Below are 18434 nucleotides of genomic sequence, written 5' to 3' on the forward strand. Positions count from 1 at the left end.
GCTTTGCTCCAGATCGAATTCCAGTGATTGCAAGACAAAACTCGGGCGTAGCCGGCCGCTCCGGGGCCAGCATTGGAGTATTGTCTGCGGTGATTGCGGTTTGGCCCGGTGGGCCGATGATGCTCCGGCACCGCCCGAAACACGGACGGTGCCGGCCTGTTAGCGCGTCAAACGCTGAGCTTGCGGCGTGCAGCCAGATGGTGGTCGGAGTAGCTGTGATGTTCGTCGAGGCCGACGATTTCGCATTTGCCCCCGGCGTGGCGATACTCTTCCGCATAGTGGTGGATAAACTCCATCACAGTATGGTCGATTAACTCAGCGTCGGTCAGATCGAAGAACACGTTCTCGCCTTGCGGAAAATCCGCCAACAAGCTTTTCAAGCTGATGAAGTTGGAGAACACCGCCGCACCGCTGACGGCAATATGGTAGGTGCGCGGATCGGTCTGGTTGACGTGGTAGGCCAGCGAAAACACATTGCCCGGTTTTAAGCCGCGGGTCATGTGGATCAGCAACTCGGCGACGATGCCGATCGCGACGCCGACCAGCAAATCGGTGGCGATGACGCCGATAATGGTGATCACGAACACCACGAAATGATCCAAACCGACCGACAAGGTTTTGGCGAACTCTTTCGGCGAAGCCAGCCTGAAGCCGGTGAAGACCAGCAATGCCGCCAACGAAGACAGCGGAATTTCGTGAATCAAGCGCGGAAACAGCGCTACGAAAATCAGTAGCAGCATACCGTGGAAGAAATTGGCCCAACCGGTTTTGGCGCCGTTGTTGATATTGGCCGAGCTACGGACGATCTCGGCAATCATCGGCAGACCGCCGACCATACCGGCGACCAAGTTGCCGACGCCGACCGCAGCCAGGTCCCGATTCAAATTGGAGTTGCGCTTGTAGGGATCGAGTTTGTCCACCGCCGACGCGCTCAATAGACTTTCCAGGCTGCCGACCAACCAAATCGTCACGACTGCCACCCAAAATTCGGCGGTGGCGATTTTGGAAAAATCCGGAAAGTAAAAGCCGGACATAAAATTCTCCGGCACCGCCACCAGGAAGGTAGGCCCCACGGTGTATTGGTGGTGCGGCAAAATTTCGGCTTCGGGCAAGAATAGGTATTGGTGGATATGGTCCAGGTCGAAGTATTGGCCCAAAGCCAAGCCGAGCATGACCACCAGCAACGGCGCCGGAATCATCTTCAGGGTCGGTTGTTTGATCAAGGACCAAACCACCAGCAAGGCCAGTCCGCATAAACCGATCAACGACACTTCCGGATTCATTTCGATGATCGAATGCGGAATCTCGGCAATCGTACCGAGCAGGGTTTTGGCTTCGGGTTTTACCCCTAACAGGGTATGAACCTGCTTGGCCATGATGATGATGCCGATCGCGGCCAACATGCCGTGCACCACCGAACTGGGAAAAAAGGCACTCAGCTTGCCGGCTTTGAACACGCCGAGCAATATCTGCAACACACTGGCAACGACGATGGCCGCCAAGGTGTAACGGTAACCGGCCATCGCATCGCCATGTCCCAGTGACTGCACCGCATCGACGATGACCACGATCAGACCGGCCGCCGGGCCATTGATCGTGACATGCGAGCCGCTGATGCGGGAGACCAGCACGCCGCCGATGATGGCGGTGATGATGCCCGACATCGGCGGAAAGCCGGACGCCATCGCGATACCGAGGCATAGCGGCAATGCAATCAAAAACACCAGAAAACCGGAGAGCAAATCGCTGCGCCAGTTTTCGACCAGGCCGGGAATACCGGTTTTCGGCAACACAAGCTGAGATACGGGGGACATAAATAGCGCTCGTTCGATATTGGAAAACCATTTTCAAACAAGAAATATGCCAGTTCCAGCCAACAGCGGCCAAGCGCCGGTTTGCCCGGCCGACCCCGGCGCCGAAAGGCATCCGCCGCAACGAATAGTGCTTTTCCTGCAGCGGAATGGTTTATAAAAACCCGGCTTACTGGTTGAAATCAACCTTTACCCGACCGCTCGCCGGTATCATTCGCAGGCGCTGTGCATCGATCCGAACGCGGCAGCGAGCGAAGCGCACCAATCTGCGCCTCCTCCGGCCGACGCCCACTGGTCCAGCGCAGCCACACAAGTTAAGGAAAGCCGTTTCGGCGTAGCCGCGCTGCCCCGCCGGCCCGCGTAGCAAAACCGTCGGCGTCGGCCGCTATCGAAACGCTACGCAAGCCCGACGCGGCGACCGGAGCCGGAAACCTCGGCAAGACCGTACCGATTGGTTTAAATCAACCGCCGGTCAACGTTTTTTTGCACCAGACACGCACCCTCACCAAATAAAACCATTGCAATTCAAATAGATAAAATTGGCACGCGCCATGCTTATCCTTGATTGACATCCCCGCCCGGATTGGTCCGATTGCGGCCCGGCTTCGGCCTGCAATAGCCTCATTGCCATAAAGCTGAGCGCCATACCGGCCGGCTTTCACTTCATCGGCTGCCGCCAGCATGCGCTGAACCATCCGGCAACCGGCGAGAGCTGTTTTGACCAACGAGGTTTATTACATGGAATCGGTTAGCCATATTTGTCATTCGGCGGAGCCGAATGGCAGCCACTCCGACCGCCGAGATTGCGGTTTCGACCTGGATCGCGCCATCGACAATGTATCGCACTGGTTGCCGACGCAAGGTCCGCTAAAAGACTTCATCCACCACAATACCTTACATGCGGTACAGCACTTGCCGTTTCACGAAGGCGTCGCGCTGGCGGCAAAAATATTCGGCGCGCGCAGCTATTTGCCGCTCTCCGATTACCAAAACCGCTACCGTGAAGGCCGGATCAACGACCATGCCATCGACTGGGCTTTGCAGCGTGCCGACTTGAACGACAACCAGCGCCTAGCGCTGCGCGACAGCCTATTTAGTGCAGACAAGCAAAGCCATTACCCGCCGATTTCTCTAGCCAACCACGGGATACGTACCCGTTGGCTAAACGAATTGGAAGTGGATTTGAATGCGCTGGCGCATCCGGTCTTATTTCGTCTACTGGCCAACTTTCTGGATCAGGGCATCAGCCGCTGGAGCTTGCCGAAGGCAAACGAGAGTTTTTGGGATTGCGTGTTGCGCTTAACCCAAAACAGCCTGCTGCCGTTGTATCCGTTTCAAGAAAAAAGCGTACGCGACTTGCTCAACCTCGGCCCGGATCAAGTCATTCTGCATTGTTTGCAACGCATGGTCGGCCTCGAAACCTGGTACGAACAGTACATTCTGGAAATGCTGCTCGGTCATCCCGGCTGGTCCGGTATGGTCAGACTGATCGAACTGAATCCGCAAACCTTGCTGGCCCGCCGCGATATTTCGTTGCAGCAATTGATCGCATTCGAACTGGCCTGTGAACTAGCCTTGCTGCAGAAAAAACGCGGTGCCAATTTCGGCAATATTGCCGCCTTGAAACAGCTGGATTCGGTGCCGCGCTTCAACGGCGGCGCGATGCAAACTCAGGTTCCGTTAAGGCTGAAAGTCTGGCACGAAGCCATGGAATGGTCCCTGCATAGCGAATTGTTGCAGGCTTTGAAAAACCAGCCGGTTCCGGGCCGGTCGCCAACCGCCAAGCCGGCGGTGCAAGCGCAGGCACTGTTTTGCATCGACGACCGGGAATGCTCGTTACGCCGGCATTTGGAAGAAATCAATCCGGCAATCCAAACCTTCGGCGCCGCCGGCTTTTTCGGCATCGATTTTCTGTACCAGGGCCTGGACGACGTCTATCCGGTGGCGCAATGCCCGACCGCGATTGAGCCTAAACATTTGATCGTCGAAGCGGCGGAAGACCAAGCCGAAACAAAACAAAAAACCGGTAAGTTGTCCAGCCTGCACTTCACGGCGCATTCGATGCTGCGCGGTTGGTTGTTTACCCAGACCTTGGGTCTGGGTTACGCGGCGCGCCTGGCCTGGAACGTATTCCGCCCCGGCGCCGGCCTGCTTAATATCGAACAGCTCAGCGAGGTCAAGGCTCACAGCCACTTGCACCTGCTGCGCGAAACCGACGAACCCACGCCGGAAGGCTATTTATTGGGCTTTTCCTTTCCGGAAATGGCCGACCGCGTCGGCGGCTTGTTGCGCAATATCGGCTTGACCAAGGATTTCGCACCTTTGGTAGTCATTGTCGCCCACGGCTCCAGCAGCGTGAACAATCCGCATTTTGCCGCCTACGACTGCGGCGCCTGCGCCGGCAAACCCGGCGCGCCGAATGCCCGCGCCTTCGCCTGGATGGCGAATCAGGACGCGGTACGGGACATCCTGCGTGAACGCGGTATCGACATTCCGGCCGCCACTTATTTCGTACCGGCGCTGCATAACACCAGCCGCGACGAAATCACTTATTTCGATCCGAATTCCTATTTGCACCGCGACCATAAAGTGCTGCACGCCTTCAAGCACGACATGCACCACGCCCTGTTACGCAACGCGCGCGAACGTTGCCGCTGGTTCGAATTGGGCCCGCAATCGCATTCCAATAAAGCAGCGCATCAACACGTCGTCGCCCGCGCCTCGTCGATTTTCGAACCGCGCCCGGAATACAACCATTCCAACAACCTGTATTGCCTGGTCGGCCGCCGCCAATTGAGCCGGCAATTATTTCTGGACCGGCGCTCGTTTCTGCATTCCTACGATCCGGCCAGCGATCCCAACGGCGAGATCATGGCCAAGATTCTGTCTGCGATCATTCCGGTCTGCGGCGGTATCAACCTGGAATATTTGTTCTCTCGGATCGACAACTCGGTTTACGGCGCCGGCACCAAGCTACCGCACAACGTAATCGGCTTGCTGGGCGTCGCCAACGGCGTCGAAGGCGATCTGCGTACCGGTTTGCCCTCGCAAATGATCGAAGTTCACGAACCGGCCCGACTGCTGATGGTGGTGGAACAAACCACCGCTATTATGGATAAAGCCTTGGCCGGCATCGGCGGTTTGCAGGAATGGCTGGACGGCGAATGGATCAGATTGGTCAGCTGCGACCCCGCCAGCCACGAATTGCAGCTATACGCCAAACACGGCTGGGAAAACATCGAACTGCCGGATACCTTGCAAACTCCGGCAGCGCCCCACTCGGAAAAAATCATCCTCGGCAAGACCGCAACGATACCGGTACATCAGTTATCAGGGAGACGGGCATGAACGGCTTGATGTTGGCCTGTTTGGCATTTCCGCTGCTCGGCATGCTATCGATATTGCTTTTCGGCAGCAGCGAGCAACGCATATCGTGCATTAGTCTATGGATCAGCCGCGCGAAAGGCGCCAGCGTACTAGGTTTGTTAGCGGTCTGGGCCGTTGCCGGTTTTCCGGCTCACGAATTCGCGTGGTTCGATCTTTACGCACAAGGCGAATACCGCTTTCCGATTTTGTTTTATTTGGACCGGATCAGCGCGGTCTATTTATTCTGCGCCTGGGTGATTTTCTCGATCATCGTGCGTTATTGCCGGGTCTATCTGCACCGCGAAACCGGCTACCAGCGTTTCTTCCTGACAATCTTCGGCTTTGCATTCGGTTTGAATCTGGTGATTCTGTCCGGTTCGATCGATATGCTATTCGCCGGCTGGGAAATAGTGGGCGTCTCGTCGTTTTTGTTGATCGCCTTTTACCGACACCGGCCGCAGCCTATCCGCAATGCCTTGCGCGCTTACAGCATTTACCGCTTCTGCGACGTCGGCTTGCTGCTCGGGGCCTGGATGAGCCATTTGCTGTTTCACGACAGCCAGCATTTCAGCCAACTGGCCAATTTGTTCCAGCACGCGGCAATGCCGCCGGCCGGTTATGCGTCGCTGCTGATATTGTCCTGGCTGATCGTCATCGCCGCCTCCGGCAAATCGGCGCAGTTCCCGTTCTGCTTCTGGTTACCGCGGGCGATGGAGGGACCGACGCCGTCCAGCGCCATTTTTTACGGTGCGCTATCGATCCATCTGGGCGTGTTTCTGTTGTTACGCACCATGCCGATCTGGACCTACCATTACTTGCCGCGCACCATGGTGTTGGTGATCGGCTTGCTGACCGTCGTCATCGCCAATCTGTCGGAAAAAACCCAATCCAATATCAAGGGCCAGATCGCTTATGCCTCGATCACCCAGGTTGGCTTCATGTTTATGGAATTGTCGCTGGGTCTGGAGACTCTGGTCTTAGTACATTTTCTCGGCAACGCCTTCCTGCGTTGCTACCAGTTGCTGGTCTCGCCGTCTATCGTCGCCCATTTGCTGCGGGTGGAAGGCTCGGTCGATACCGACTTCGTCATCAAACCCAGCGCGATGCGCGAATTTCTGCCCAATTCCATCCGCGATACCTTGCCGGCAGTACTGCAAAACACGCTATACGTGTTCGCGTTGCAGGAAGGTAATTTGGAACGCTTGGTACGTTCGACCTTGTGGGACCCGCTGAAGCAAATCGGCGCCCGCATGAACCAGGTCAGGCCTGCGATCCGGTATTTCAGCAGCGTCGGTCTGATCGGTCTGATCATCCTCGGCGAAAACGAAACCTGGTTCGATCGCGGTTATTTATCGATCCCGATCTCCCTGGCAATGGTGGTAGCCTCGCTGAGCGCGTTCAGCCAAAAACACAGTCCGTTCAAAGTCTGGAACGCGATCGCAACCAGTTGCGGTTTGGCCGGCGTTGCGGTGTGGATGATGGATCCCGCGGCTTATGCGGACGTGCTGCTGTTTTTGAGCGGCGTGCTGCCCTCCTGGCTATTGGGTATAGGCGTGCTACGCCGAATGCTGGCGCAGGAAAACTTCGCCGACGAGCCGTTCCGCTACCGGGCCATGGCCGAAACCCGGCCGCGAGCTTCGCTGCTGTTGTTTCTGAGCTTTCTGGGTTTGGTAGGATTCCCGATCACGCCGGCATTTCTGGGCGAAGACCTGCTATTGGCCGACGCCACCGGGCTGCATCCTTGGTTTGCCCTGCCCATCACACTGGCCTTTGTCGTCAACGGCATCGCCGCCGCCCGCGTCTTCGTCAGATTGTGCATGGGCCGCCCCAGCGAGGTTAACAGCCAAACTCACGAATCCGCCTAGTGACTTTATCCGTCAATCATGGCATTAATGTTGCGCTAGGCGCGACTTTTTCGCGCTCGGAAATATTGGCCGTTTTTGGCCCGCACAATAATAATTCGACAGGAGGATACATGCGTAAATTTCCAATTGTAATGCTGACAGTTGCCTTAAGCGCCGCCTTGGGTCAGGCTTTCGCCGAAGAAGCCGCCGTTTCGGACAAAGTCAGAACCAGCGTTTTGAAACGTCATCCGCAGGCAACCGATATGGTTGGCACCATGGAAACCCACTTCGGCCAACAGTTGCTGGAAGTCAGTTTCAAGGACGCTGAAGGCCAAGTTCTGCACGAATTGTTCCGTGCCAACGGCGCATTGTTTACCGGCGAACTGGTATTGGAAAATCCGCAGCAAGTGCCGCCGATGGTGACCGATGCCGTTAAAGCCAATTTCCCGGACGCCCGCATCGAAAAAGCCGAGTTGGTGGTAAACCCGAACGGTGTCGGTGAAGAGTATGAATTGATCGTTAGCGCCCCTAGCGGCAAATGGCGGGTAGCGGTCAACGACAAAGGCGCGATCACATCCAAAGAACGCCATTAGTCGGATTTTCGCCAGGTTCGGGTTCAGATGAAGACGCTTGCAGCCAAGCCTTGATGAATCCAGGTTAACACTACTCTGCAATTGCCGGACAGCCGCTGTGGCTCAGCGATCCAGCCGGCAATTGGGGTAGCCCAAACCGAGTTGGCGCTAGCTATCGAGACAGCATTACCATCTGAATACCACCAGCTTGGCCGATGGTTAGTCAATGCCTGCCGGTCAAATCCGAAACTAGTACGGTAGTGGGATTTTCAGCTGAAAAACGGCTTCTACCGTCTTCTAACCGGGCCCCGCCCCCCATCCACAGTACGCCCAGATCAATTTACATTTTTTTCTGCACTGGGCTGCTTGCCAACTTTTTCGACGTGTTTTTTATTTTGCCGTACAGAACCGCGTTTAGAATATCCGCATGACAAATCACGAGTCCCGCGCCAGCGCGCTATTTCCCAGTTTCTCAGCAACCGATCGCGCCACAATCGACGCAGCCCTGGCCTGGATCGACGAATTGGGCGCCAACCGGATCGAGTCGCAGCGGCCAAAGGGCATTGATGTTGCGGCCATCCTGATGGGTGTGCATATCGATCTGGAAACCATTCTGGCGACTTTGCTGAGCGATTCCCGCATCGCCGATCGGATCGACGAAAACCAGGTGCGCGAGCGATTCGGCGCGACGGTGGCCGATTTGTTTAAAGACGTGGACTGGCTGAACAAGGTCAGTATTTACACGCCGGAAATGGCCAACCAACCCAATCAGGCCGAGATCCTGCGCCGCATGCTATTGGCAATGACCCACGACGTGCGGGCGGTGCTGATCAAACTGGCGCTGAGAATACAGCGTTTGCGCGGCTTGCATCTGGAACAGGAGCAAATCCGTCATTTCATCGCCCGCGAAACGCTGGATATCTATGCGCCGTTAGCCAATCGGCTCGGGATCAGCCAGTTCAAATGGGAATTGGAGGATTTGGCCTTCCGCTATCTGGATCCGGACAATTACCGTTTCATCAGCGCCTCGCTGGCGGAAAACCGCGAACAGCGCCAAGCCAGTATCGACCGGTTCCTGCAAGAGCTGAAAGCGCTGCTGGCAGAACACGGCGTGGCGGCTAAGGTTTACGGCCGGCCCAAACATATTTACAGCATCTGGAACAAGATGCGCAGAAAACAATTGGCGCTTTCCGATCTTTACGATCTACTGGCGGTGCGAGTGGTGGTCGAATCGCTTCCCAGCTGTTACATGGTGCTGGGTTTGGCGCACGCCCAATGGCAGCATATTCCGCGCGAATTCGACGATTACATCGCCAATCCGAAGGAAAACGGTTATCAATCGCTACACACCGTCGTGCTGGACCCTCTCGGCAACCGGATCGAAATCCAGATCCGCACCAAAGCCATGCACGAATTCGCCGAACTGGGTGTCGCCGCACATTGGCGTTACAAGGAAGGCAGCAAATTCAATGCTGCGACCGAGAAAAATATTGCCTCGCTCCGACAATTGTTGGAAGACAAGGACACTAGCGACAATCTATTGGAAAATTTTCATACCGAATTGTTTTCCGACCGGGTATTCGTGTTGACACCTGCCGGTAAACTGATCGATTTGGTCAAAGGCGCCACACCATTGGACTTTGCCTATGCGATTCATACCGAAATCGGCCACAGTTGCCGCGGCGCCAAGGTCAACGGTCAGATCAAGCCGCTGACTTACAAACTCAGCTCCGGCGAACAAGTCGAAATTATTACCGTCAAAAACGGCCACCCGAATCACAATTGGCTGAATCCGAATCTGGGTTACCTGAAAACACCGCGGGCGATCAGCAAGGTCAAAAGCTGGTTCAAACAACAGCAGCAAGCCGAAAACATTGCTGCAGGCAAGCAAATCCTGGACAAGGAAAGCAAACGCCTGGGTTTGAAAAACGTCGATATCGCCGAGTTGTTGAAATACTTCAAAATAGCGGACGCCGAGCATCTATACGAAGCTTTGGGGCACGGCGGCATCAATAATCGGCAATTGGCGAATGCGCTGAAAATTCCGGAATTGGAACCGACCCCGGTCAAGTTGGTGCCAAGCCAATCCACAGCGCAATCGGTGGTGACCATCGACGATATCGACAATGTCGTCACCACGCTGGCGCATTGCTGCTCGCCGGTGAAGGGCGACGATATCATCGGCTTTATCTCGCATAAACGCGGTATCACGATACACCGCAAGGATTGCGAGAACGTTCGCCATTTGTCGGCGGAACAGCAATTGCAGTTAGTCAAAGCAGAATGGAGCGGCCAAAAGTCGGTACACCACAGCGTACCGATCGTGATCCATGCGTTCAATGCCCAAAACCTGTTGAACGATGTATCGCAAGTTTTAGCGACCGCGAAAATCCATATCAGCAATGCGTCGCTAAAAACGCACGAGGATTTGTCGGCGATTTTGCACATGACGATACAGATCGAGAATACGGCGCAACTCAGCTCGGTATTGACCCGGATCAGTCACTTGCCCAATATCATCGAAGTGAAGCGAAAAGTTTAACGGCGTCGGCGCATGGCTGTTGCCGACATTTTTAGAAGCCCGGCGGAGGATTCATGCTAACATAGCCGTTTTAACTTTATGGGCTTTTACTATGGCAAAAGAAGATCAAATTGAAATGGACGGCAAGGTCATCGACACCCTACCGAACACGATGTTTCGCGTCGAATTGGAAAACGGCCACATCGTGACCGCGCATATCTCCGGCAAAATGCGCAAACATTACATCCGCATCCTGACCGGAGACAAAGTTCGCGTAGAAATGACACCTTACGACCTGACCAAAGGCCGCATCACGTTCCGGAACCGCTAACCCGCTCCGGGCTAGCGCTTCCCTCTCCGCTCTACATCACTTGATTCAATTCGGAAACGACTAGCTGTTTGCCTTCAATGGCAAATGCCAATTCATCGTTCTCGACATGTATCCTTACATGACCTCCATTCGCCAAGCGCCCGAACAACAAGTCTTCCGCTAACGGCTTCTTGATTTTTTCCTGGATCAAACGCGCCATCGGCCTTGCCCCCATTTTCGGATCGCAGCCGTGCTCGGCCAGCCATGCCCGTGCGTCAGGCTCCAAGGTCAACGTCACATTCTTGTCGGCCAATACCGCTTCCAACTCGAAGATAAACTTGTCGACGACGCTGCCAACCACCGCTAAATCCAGCGGCTTGAACTGAACAATCGCATCCAGACGGTTTCTGAATTCGGGCGAGAAACCGCGTTCGATCACTTTCATGCTGTCCGACGCATGATTTTGCAAGGTAAAACCGATGGAGGCCCGGCTGCTTTCCTCGGCACCGGCATTGGTGGTCATGATCAGAATGATGTTTCTGAAATCGGCTTTGCGGCCGTTGTTGTCGGTCAAGGTGCCGTGGTCCATGACCTGCAGCAACAAATTGAACACATCCGGATGGGCTTTCTCCAACTCGTCGAGCAATAACACCGCATGCGGATGTTTGGTCACTGCTTCGGTCAATAGACCTCCCTGATCGAAACCGACGTAACCCGGAGGAGCGCCGATCAGACGCGAGACGGTATGCCGTTCCATATATTCGGACATGTCGAAGCGGATCAACTCGATACCCAGCACCTTGGCCAACTGGCGGGTCACTTCGGTTTTGCCGACGCCGGTCGGGCCGGCGAACAAGAAGGAACCGATGGTTTTGGTAGTGTCGCGTAGACCGGCCCGCGATAATTTGATCGCGGCAGCCAGTTCAGAAATCGCTTCATCCTGACCGAACACCAGCATTTTCAGGTTCTTTTCCAGGTTGGAAAGCTTGTCGATATCGTTGGACGACACCGATTGCGCCGGCACCCGGGCGATCTTGGCCACGATCTCCTCGATCTCGGCGGTGTCGATGGTCTCTTTACGCTCCCCGGCCGTGAACAAGCGCTGTCTGGCGCCGGCTTCGTCGATCACGTCGATGGCCTTGTCCGGCAAATGCCGATCGGTGATATAGCGCGCCGATAATTCCACCGCCATCCGCAAAGCTTCCTGGGTGTATTTCAGGCCATGATGCTCCTCAAAGCGCGATTTCAAACCTTTCAGAATCAATACCGTATCTTCGATGGACGGTTCTACCACGTCGATTTTTTGGAAGCGCCGCGCCAAAGCGTGGTCTTTTTCGAAGATGCCGCGGTACTCCTGATAAGTCGTCGAACCGATGCAGCGCAATTGACCGGAGGCCAACACCGGTTTGATCAAATTGGACGCGTCCATTACCCCGCCGGACGCCGAACCGGCGCCGATGATGGTATGAATTTCGTCGATGAACAGAATCGAATCCGGCTCTTTTTTCAATTGGTTGATCAAGGCTTTTAAACGTTTTTCGAAATCGCCGCGGTATTTGGTACCCGCAACCAAGGCCCCCATATCTAACGAATAAATTGTGCTGTTCATCAAAATATCGGGTACCTGTTCTTCGACAATCCGCTTCGCCAGACCCTCGGCGATTGCCGTTTTGCCGACCCCGGCTTCGCCAACCAGCAGCGGGTTGTTTTTACGCCGCCGACACAACACCTGAATGGTGCGTTCCACTTCCAATTCGCGGCCGATCAACGGATCGATATTACCTTTTAGAGCCTCTTCATTCAGGTTGGTGGCATATTTTTCCAGCGGGCTGGTCAAATTCTCGTTGTTGCCGCGCTCGCCTTCCGGTTCCTCGCTGCTCTCTTTTCTGAACTGTTCGATTTTGGAAACTCCGTGCGCCAGATAATTCACCACATCCAACCGCGTGATGTCTTGTTTGTTCAACAGATAAACTGCATGCGAATCCTGCTCACTGAACAGCGCGACAAACAGGTTGGCACCAGTCACTTCTTTTTTGTCGGACGCCTGGACGTGAAATACCGCCCGCTGCAACACGCGCTGAAAGCCCAAAGTCGGTTGGGTTTCGCGCTGGATGCCTTCCGGGATCAGCGAAATGGTCTCGTCGATGAAGCGGGTGAGTTCGGCGCGCAACGCATTGACGTTGCAGCCGCAGGCGATCAGGATCGGGATCGTCGTCACGTTATCCAGCAAAGCCAACAGCAAATGCTCGACGGTGATGAACTCGTGGCGCTTGGCATGAGCCCCGGTAAAAGCTGCGTTCAATGTCACTTCCAGTTCTTTACTTAGCATGGCTTACCTCTCACGCCTCTTCCATCGTGCACATCAGCGGGTGATGATGTTCACGGGAGTATTCGTTAACGATGTGTACTTTGGTTTCGGCAACGTCCTTGGTGTAGGTGCCGCATACCCCAACACCCTGGGTATGCACTTGCAACATCACCTGCGTAGCCCGCTCTTGGCTCATGTTGAAAAAGTCGGTCAAGATCTCCACGACAAAATCCATGGGTGTGAAATCGTCGTTGAGCAAAATGACTTTATACAACGGTGGCCGTTTCAACTGCGGCTTGGCTTCTTGCAGCGCAGTGGTGCCGTCAACGTCTTTAAAGGGTTCAAAATCGGACATAAACTTCTGTGGTGCAAAATCGCTGTGTTCTTAAAAATAGCGCCTTAGACATTAAATTTCAATCTTTACCCATATAAAAAACATTTCTAGTAAAATGCGCGCCTTTTAACGTTTTATGTCGACAATATGGTCTGGAAACCCCACGTTACCGTCGCCGCTGTAATCGAAAAAAACGGGCGTTTTCTAGTGGTCGAAGAGACAACGGCACATGGCATTGCGTTCAATCAACCGGCCGGACATTTGGAAGAAGGCGAAGACTTAATCGCCGCCGTCATCCGGGAAGTGCGGGAAGAAACCGCCTGGGAGTTTCAGCCCGAAGCCCTGATCACGACTCAACTATGGCGGAGAAACCCGGAAATGCCCAGTTTTTTGCGCTTCTGCTTCGCCGGCATCGTCGACAATCACAATCCGGCGCAAGCGCTCGACGACGGCATTATCGGCACTCATTGGCTCAGCCGCAACGAGATTTGCGCCCGCCGCGACCAATTGCGCAGCCCGTTGGTACTGACCACCATCGACGAATACCTGAAAGGCCAGCGTTACCCGCTCAGCCTGTTACAAACTTTTTTAGACCACGCATGAGCAAACACATCATCGTCGGCATGTCCGGCGGCGTCGATTCTTCCGTCACCGCATTAGCGCTGCAAGAACAAGGCCACAAAGTTACCGGTTTGTTCATGAAAAACTGGGAAGAAGACGACGGCACCGAATACTGCACCGCGATGCAGGATTTGGCCGACGCCCAGCAAGTCGCAGACAAATTGGGTATCGAATTGAAGACCGTCAACTTCGCCGCCGAATACTGGGACGAGGTGTTCGAGGTGTTTTTGTCGGAATTCAAGGCCGGCCGCACCCCCAATCCCGACATTTTGTGTAACAAACACGTCAAATTCAACGCGTTTCTGAACTACGCCATCGAAGACCTCGGCGCCGAATTCATCGCCACCGGCCACTACGCCCGCGTCCGGGAACGGGACGGCGAATTCGAACTTTTGAAAGGTCTGGACCCGGCCAAGGAACAAAGCTATTTTTTGTATGCGATGGGCCAGAAAGCGCTGTCGAAAACGCTGTTCCCGATCGGCCATTTGCACAAAACCGAAATTCGGGCGCTAGCCGTTAAAGCCGGCTTCGCCAACAGCCGCAAGAAAGACAGCACCGGGATCTGCTTCATCGGCGAACGCAAGTTCAGGGAATTCCTGGAACGCTACCTGCCCCACCAACCCGGCGAAATGCGCACCCCGGAAGGCAAATATATCGGCAAACACCACGGCCTGATGTATTACACCCTGGGCCAACGCCAAGGCCTGGGTATCGGCGGCGTCAAAGACGCGCCGGACGAACCGTGGTTCGTGCTGGACAAAGACCTGGATAACAATGTGCTAATCGTCGGCCAAGGCCACGACCACCCAATGATGCTGCACAATACGCTGGAAGCCGGCCAACTGGATTGGTGCGGCAGCCAACCCCTTACAGAAACCATCCGCTGCGCCGCCAAAACTCGCTATCGCCAGCCGGACCAAGATTGCATCGTCGAGCCGATTGATGGCGGCAGCCGCGTCAAAGTCCGCTTCGACCAGCCGCAACGAGCGATCACGCCGGGGCAGTCGGTGGTGTTTTATCAGGGGGAGGTTTGTTTGGGTGGCGGGATAATTGAGGCTAAGTACAATGAAAATTAACAAGCTGGAGCTTCTTTATTTTCGTTGCTTTAAAGAATATCAACTTGAACTGTCAGACCGATTTACATTGCTAATTGGCAACAATGGCAAAGGAAAAACTGCCATTTTAGATGCGTTAGCCATTATATTGAGTGAATTTATAGAAGGTTTTCCCAGAGTCATCAGCTCAAAGGATTTACGTAAATTTTATGACGATGACTGTCACTTTGACTTCTTAGCATTCGGGCAAACCCCACTCCGAGAACGCCACCATTTTTTATCATTAAAGCCTCAGGTTGAAATTAATCAAGAAACATTCACTTGCGTTTTATTTGACCGTTATGGACCGCGTTATTCCAGAACTATTACCGAACTTGCAAAAAGAATCTCTGAAAAAGTAACTGAGCTCCAAACCTTGCTACCGATACTTGCCTACTATGGGACTGGCCGCCTTTGGAAAGAATTAGACGACTCGGAAATCCAAACGCTAAGCCCAGATTCTCGTTTAGTTGGCTATCGCGACTGTTTAAATCCCGCTTCCAATATTGAACAGTTATTCCGCTGGTTTAAAACTCAGGAATTGGCAGCACTACAAAAAAATGAAACACGCCATGTATTGGAAGCCGTTCGTAATGCCATAATCGAAATGATCCCTGAAGCCAAGGGTGCTAAATGGGATTTCGATTGGGACGAAATTCTGATTGAAACAGAAGTTCAGGGTAAGACTCAACCCATCCCCTTCCACCTGCTCAGCGACGGCTACCGCAACATGATCGGCATGGTTGCGGACATTGCCTATCGTATGGCGACGCTAAATCCGCAACTGGAAGCCGACGTCATCAAGCAAACCGAAGGCATCGTCTTGATCGACGAAATCGATCTGCATTTGCACCCGAAATGGCAGCGGGAAGTAGTCGGACGTTTGTTAAGTACTTTTCCTAAAGTTCAATTCGTTGCCAGTAGCCACTCACCGTTCATAATTCAGTCGTTGTATGGACGTGATGATTGTTTATTGTGGGATTTGGAAAAAGCCTGTCCAATCAATATTGAAAGCGAAAGCATTGAAGATATTGCCGAAGATCAACAGCACGTCGATATGCCGCAAAAAAGTAAACGTTACTTGGATATGATGGCTGCGGCGGAAGCCTATTATCGACGACTCCATCAAGTTAATGACGAATCCGATCAAGAATTGCTGCAGTTACGTAGCCGGTTGGATGAATTGAGTATTCCCTTTAGCGACGACCCGGCATTTGCCGCACAGTTAAAATTCGAACGCGACTCAGTACTGGCTGCTAAAAATAAATAAGTATGCGTCCGATTGATAAAGGTTACGACCTAGGCGAAATAAAACCTTATGGGGACGCGCAACAGCCGTTGATCGAACGCTTAGGAGAATATTGTTCGTATTGCGAGCGCTGGGTCGCCAGTGGCATTCATGTCGAACACAAAAAACCGAAAAGCGAATACCCGGAAACTGAATTTCAATGGAGCAATTTTTTGCTTGCCTGCGGCAATTGCAATTCCGGCAAAGGCCATGGCCAATTAAACCTTGACGATTATGTTTGGCCCGACAGCGACAATACCTTGTTAGCCTTTAACTACGATGGACAAGGCAGAGTATTACCGAATAAGACTCATGCCGAACCCCTCAACCGAAAAATTGAAGCCACCTGGTTGGCATTAGGACTGAACAAACATCCCGATCTCCAGATCGCCGGCCAACAAACTCCGTCAAGTAAAGACAAACGTTGGCTGCATCGACAACAAGCTTGGCAAAATGCCTCAAAGCGAAAATCGCAGCTCGCCGCCTTCGATAACGAAGAACGCAGAGCCGGAATTGTGGAAATGGCAATACAACGAGGCTTCTGGTCCGTCTGGATGACGGTATTCCAAGACGACGCCGACATGCGCCGCCGCTTGATCGAAGCCTTCCCCGGCACCGCCAAGACTTGCTTCGACGAAAGTACCCAACCAATCCAACGTCCCGGCGGACAAATTTAATCGCCGCAAGTAAACCGTTTACGTTTTAGAAATTTTAGGAAACACATAACATGACCCTCACCGCCATCTCCCCCATCGACGGCCGCTACGCCAGTAAAGTCGACGCCTTGCGCCCCATTTTCAGCGAATACGGCTTGATCCGTTATCGGGTCGAAGTCGAAGTGCGCTGGCTGCAAGCCCTGGCCGCCGAAGCTAAGATATCCGAAGTACCGGCCTTGTCCGCTGAAGCGAACCGCGTGCTGGATAACATTGTCAGCAATTTTTCCCAAGCCGATGCCCAAGCCGTCAAGGACATCGAGAAGACGACCAACCACGACGTCAAAGCCGTCGAGTACTTTTTGAAGGAAAAAGTCAAAGGCAACGCCGAGCTGCACGCAATCAACGAGTTCTTCCATTTCGCCTGCACCTCGGAAGACATCAACAACCTGTCGTATGCCTTGATGTTGAAAGAAGGCCGCGGTCTGGTCCTGGCCGAGATCGACGCCACGATAGCAGCGATCAAGCAATTGGCCCTGGCCAGTGCCGAGCAACCGATGCTATCGCGCACCCACGGCCAGTCGGCCACGCCCACCACGGTCGGCAAGGAAATGGCGAACGTCGTCGCCCGCATGCAACGCCAACGCGAGCAACTGGCCAAGGTCGAACTGCTCGGCAAAATCAACGGCGCGGTCGGCAATTACAACGCCCACAGCGTCGCCTATCCGGAAGTGGATTGGCCGCAGTTTGCACAAAACTTCGTCGAGTCGCTGGGGCTGACATTCAACCCTTACACGATCCAGATCGAACCGCACGACTACATGGCCGAATTTTTCCACGCCCTGTCGCGCTTCAACACCATTTTGCTGGATTTCGACCGCGACGTCTGGGGCTATATCTCGCTGGGGTATTTCAAGCAAAAAACCGTGGCCGGCGAAGTCGGCTCGTCGACCATGCCGCACAAAGTCAATCCGATCGACTTCGAGAATTCGGAAGGCAACCTGGGTCTGGCCAACGCGATTTTCGGCTTTCTGGCCGACAAACTACCGGTATCACGCTGGCAGCGCGACCTGACCGATTCGACCGTGTTGCGCAACATCGGCGTCGGTATCGCCCACACCAGCATCGCCATTCAATCGACCTTGAAAGGCATCTCCAAGCTGGAACTGAATCCGGCGACGCTGGATCAAGATTTGGATATGAACTGGGAAGTGTTGGCCGAACCGATCCAGACCGTCATGCGCCGTTACGGCATCGAAAAACCTTACGAGAAATTGAAGGAACTGACCCGCGGCCAACGCGTCACCGGCGACGGCATGCGCGCCTTCGTCGAAAAACTGGAGATTCCGACCGACGCCAAAGCCGAACTGTTGGCCTTGACCCCGCACAGCTACACCGGCTACGCCACCGCGTTGGCAAAGAAAATCTGATAGCCCTGCTCCCTGGCGAAGCGACCGGCCGCTTCGCCAGGGAGCACCGGCACCACCGAACTATTTCAGTGCGCCGGGATCGGTTGAGTCCGTTATTGGTGCGACCATTCCTCGTCGCGGGTCGCGATATCGAGATTGCATCACTCGCGAATCGGGCCAAACAACCTTTACCGCAACCCATTCCGTATTATTCTGCCAGCGGCAACTCCAAAACAGGCCCGATACCCGCATAATCGCGCCTCAAATCCAAAGTCCAACCGAAATCGCAGCCGAGTTAAGCCG

General features: G+C 54.2%; 14 protein-coding genes. 10 read left to right on the top strand and 4 right to left on the bottom strand.

Annotation, left to right across the window (positions count from 1 at the left end; translation table 11 throughout):
* Window positions 1–167 precede the first annotated feature (167 nt).
* Window positions 168–1814 carry a SulP family inorganic anion transporter gene (locus PL263_RS06745; RefSeq protein ID WP_278212280.1) on the bottom strand — a complete coding sequence of 549 codons (1647 nt, stop codon included), beginning with the start codon at window positions 1812–1814 and terminating at the stop codon, window positions 168–170.
* Between the two features lie 458 nt (window positions 1815–2272).
* Entirely contained in the window at window positions 2273–2494 is a 222-nt protein-coding gene (locus PL263_RS06750) for a hypothetical protein (RefSeq protein WP_278212282.1), read from the bottom strand.
* Window positions 2495–2528: 34 nt separating this feature from the next.
* On the opposite strand from PL263_RS06750, the gene PL263_RS06755 reads away from it, so the two are divergent.
* From PL263_RS06755 to infA, 5 genes are all read left to right on the top strand, one after another.
* Window positions 2529–5159: a DUF2309 domain-containing protein gene (locus PL263_RS06755; RefSeq protein ID WP_278212283.1), complete on the top strand. Its 2631-nt coding sequence runs from the start codon at window positions 2529–2531 to the stop codon at window positions 5157–5159.
* On the top strand, window positions 5156–7042 hold the full coding sequence (locus tag PL263_RS06760) for a proton-conducting transporter membrane subunit (RefSeq protein WP_278212285.1): 1887 nt from the start codon (window positions 5156–5158) through the stop codon (window positions 7040–7042). Before PL263_RS06755 ends, PL263_RS06760 begins: the two co-directional genes overlap by 4 nt.
* Before the next feature lie 110 nt (window positions 7043–7152).
* Window positions 7153–7614: a hypothetical protein gene (locus PL263_RS06765; RefSeq protein WP_278212287.1), complete on the top strand. Its 462-nt coding sequence runs from the start codon at window positions 7153–7155 to the stop codon at window positions 7612–7614.
* A gap of 406 nt (window positions 7615–8020) precedes the next feature.
* Window positions 8021–10135, top strand: a complete 2115-nt coding sequence (locus PL263_RS06770; RefSeq protein WP_278212289.1) for a bifunctional (p)ppGpp synthetase/guanosine-3',5'-bis(diphosphate) 3'-pyrophosphohydrolase — start codon at window positions 8021–8023, stop codon at window positions 10133–10135.
* A 91-nt stretch (window positions 10136–10226) separates the two neighbouring features.
* On the top strand, window positions 10227–10445 hold the full coding sequence (gene infA / locus PL263_RS06775) for a translation initiation factor IF-1 (RefSeq protein WP_013819653.1): 219 nt from the start codon (window positions 10227–10229) through the stop codon (window positions 10443–10445).
* A 31-nt stretch (window positions 10446–10476) separates the two neighbouring features.
* Here the strand turns inward: infA and clpA are convergent, their stop codons facing one another.
* Window positions 10477–12753 (bottom strand): ATP-dependent Clp protease ATP-binding subunit ClpA, encoded by a 2277-nt coding sequence (gene clpA, locus PL263_RS06780; protein WP_140913323.1) that lies wholly within the window; start codon window positions 12751–12753, stop codon window positions 10477–10479.
* 10 nt (window positions 12754–12763) lie between these two features.
* A complete protein-coding gene (clpS, locus tag PL263_RS06785; protein WP_054761148.1) occupies window positions 12764–13087 on the bottom strand; it encodes an ATP-dependent Clp protease adapter ClpS in 324 nt (107 codons plus the stop codon).
* A gap of 126 nt (window positions 13088–13213) precedes the next feature.
* Between clpS and PL263_RS06790 the strand changes: the two genes are divergently transcribed.
* From PL263_RS06790 to purB, 5 genes are read left to right on the top strand one after another with little or no spacing between them, the layout of a single operon-like run.
* Window positions 13214–13669, top strand: coding sequence for an NUDIX hydrolase (locus PL263_RS06790; protein WP_278212295.1), 456 nt, complete (start codon window positions 13214–13216; stop codon window positions 13667–13669).
* The gene (gene mnmA / locus PL263_RS06795; RefSeq protein WP_278212297.1) at window positions 13666–14763 is read left to right on the top strand and encodes a tRNA 2-thiouridine(34) synthase MnmA; all 1098 of its coding nucleotides are present in this window, start codon (window positions 13666–13668) and stop codon (window positions 14761–14763) included. The genes PL263_RS06790 and mnmA overlap by 4 nt, the downstream gene beginning before the upstream one ends.
* The gene (locus PL263_RS06800) at window positions 14753–16051 is read left to right on the top strand and encodes an AAA family ATPase (RefSeq protein ID WP_278212298.1); all 1299 of its coding nucleotides are present in this window, start codon (window positions 14753–14755) and stop codon (window positions 16049–16051) included. The genes mnmA and PL263_RS06800 overlap by 11 nt, the downstream gene beginning before the upstream one ends.
* Before the next feature lie 2 nt (window positions 16052–16053).
* A complete protein-coding gene (locus PL263_RS06805; RefSeq protein WP_140913319.1) occupies window positions 16054–16746 on the top strand; it encodes an HNH endonuclease in 693 nt (230 codons plus the stop codon).
* 50 nt (window positions 16747–16796) lie between these two features.
* The gene (purB, locus tag PL263_RS06810; RefSeq protein ID WP_278212299.1) at window positions 16797–18152 is read left to right on the top strand and encodes an adenylosuccinate lyase; all 1356 of its coding nucleotides are present in this window, start codon (window positions 16797–16799) and stop codon (window positions 18150–18152) included.
* The last annotated feature ends 282 nt before the right edge of the window (window positions 18153–18434 follow it).

Origin of the sequence: Methylomonas sp. EFPC3 (assembly GCF_029643245.1) — a bacterium.
Taxonomy (GTDB): domain Bacteria; phylum Pseudomonadota; class Gammaproteobacteria; order Methylococcales; family Methylomonadaceae; genus Methylomonas; species Methylomonas koyamae_B.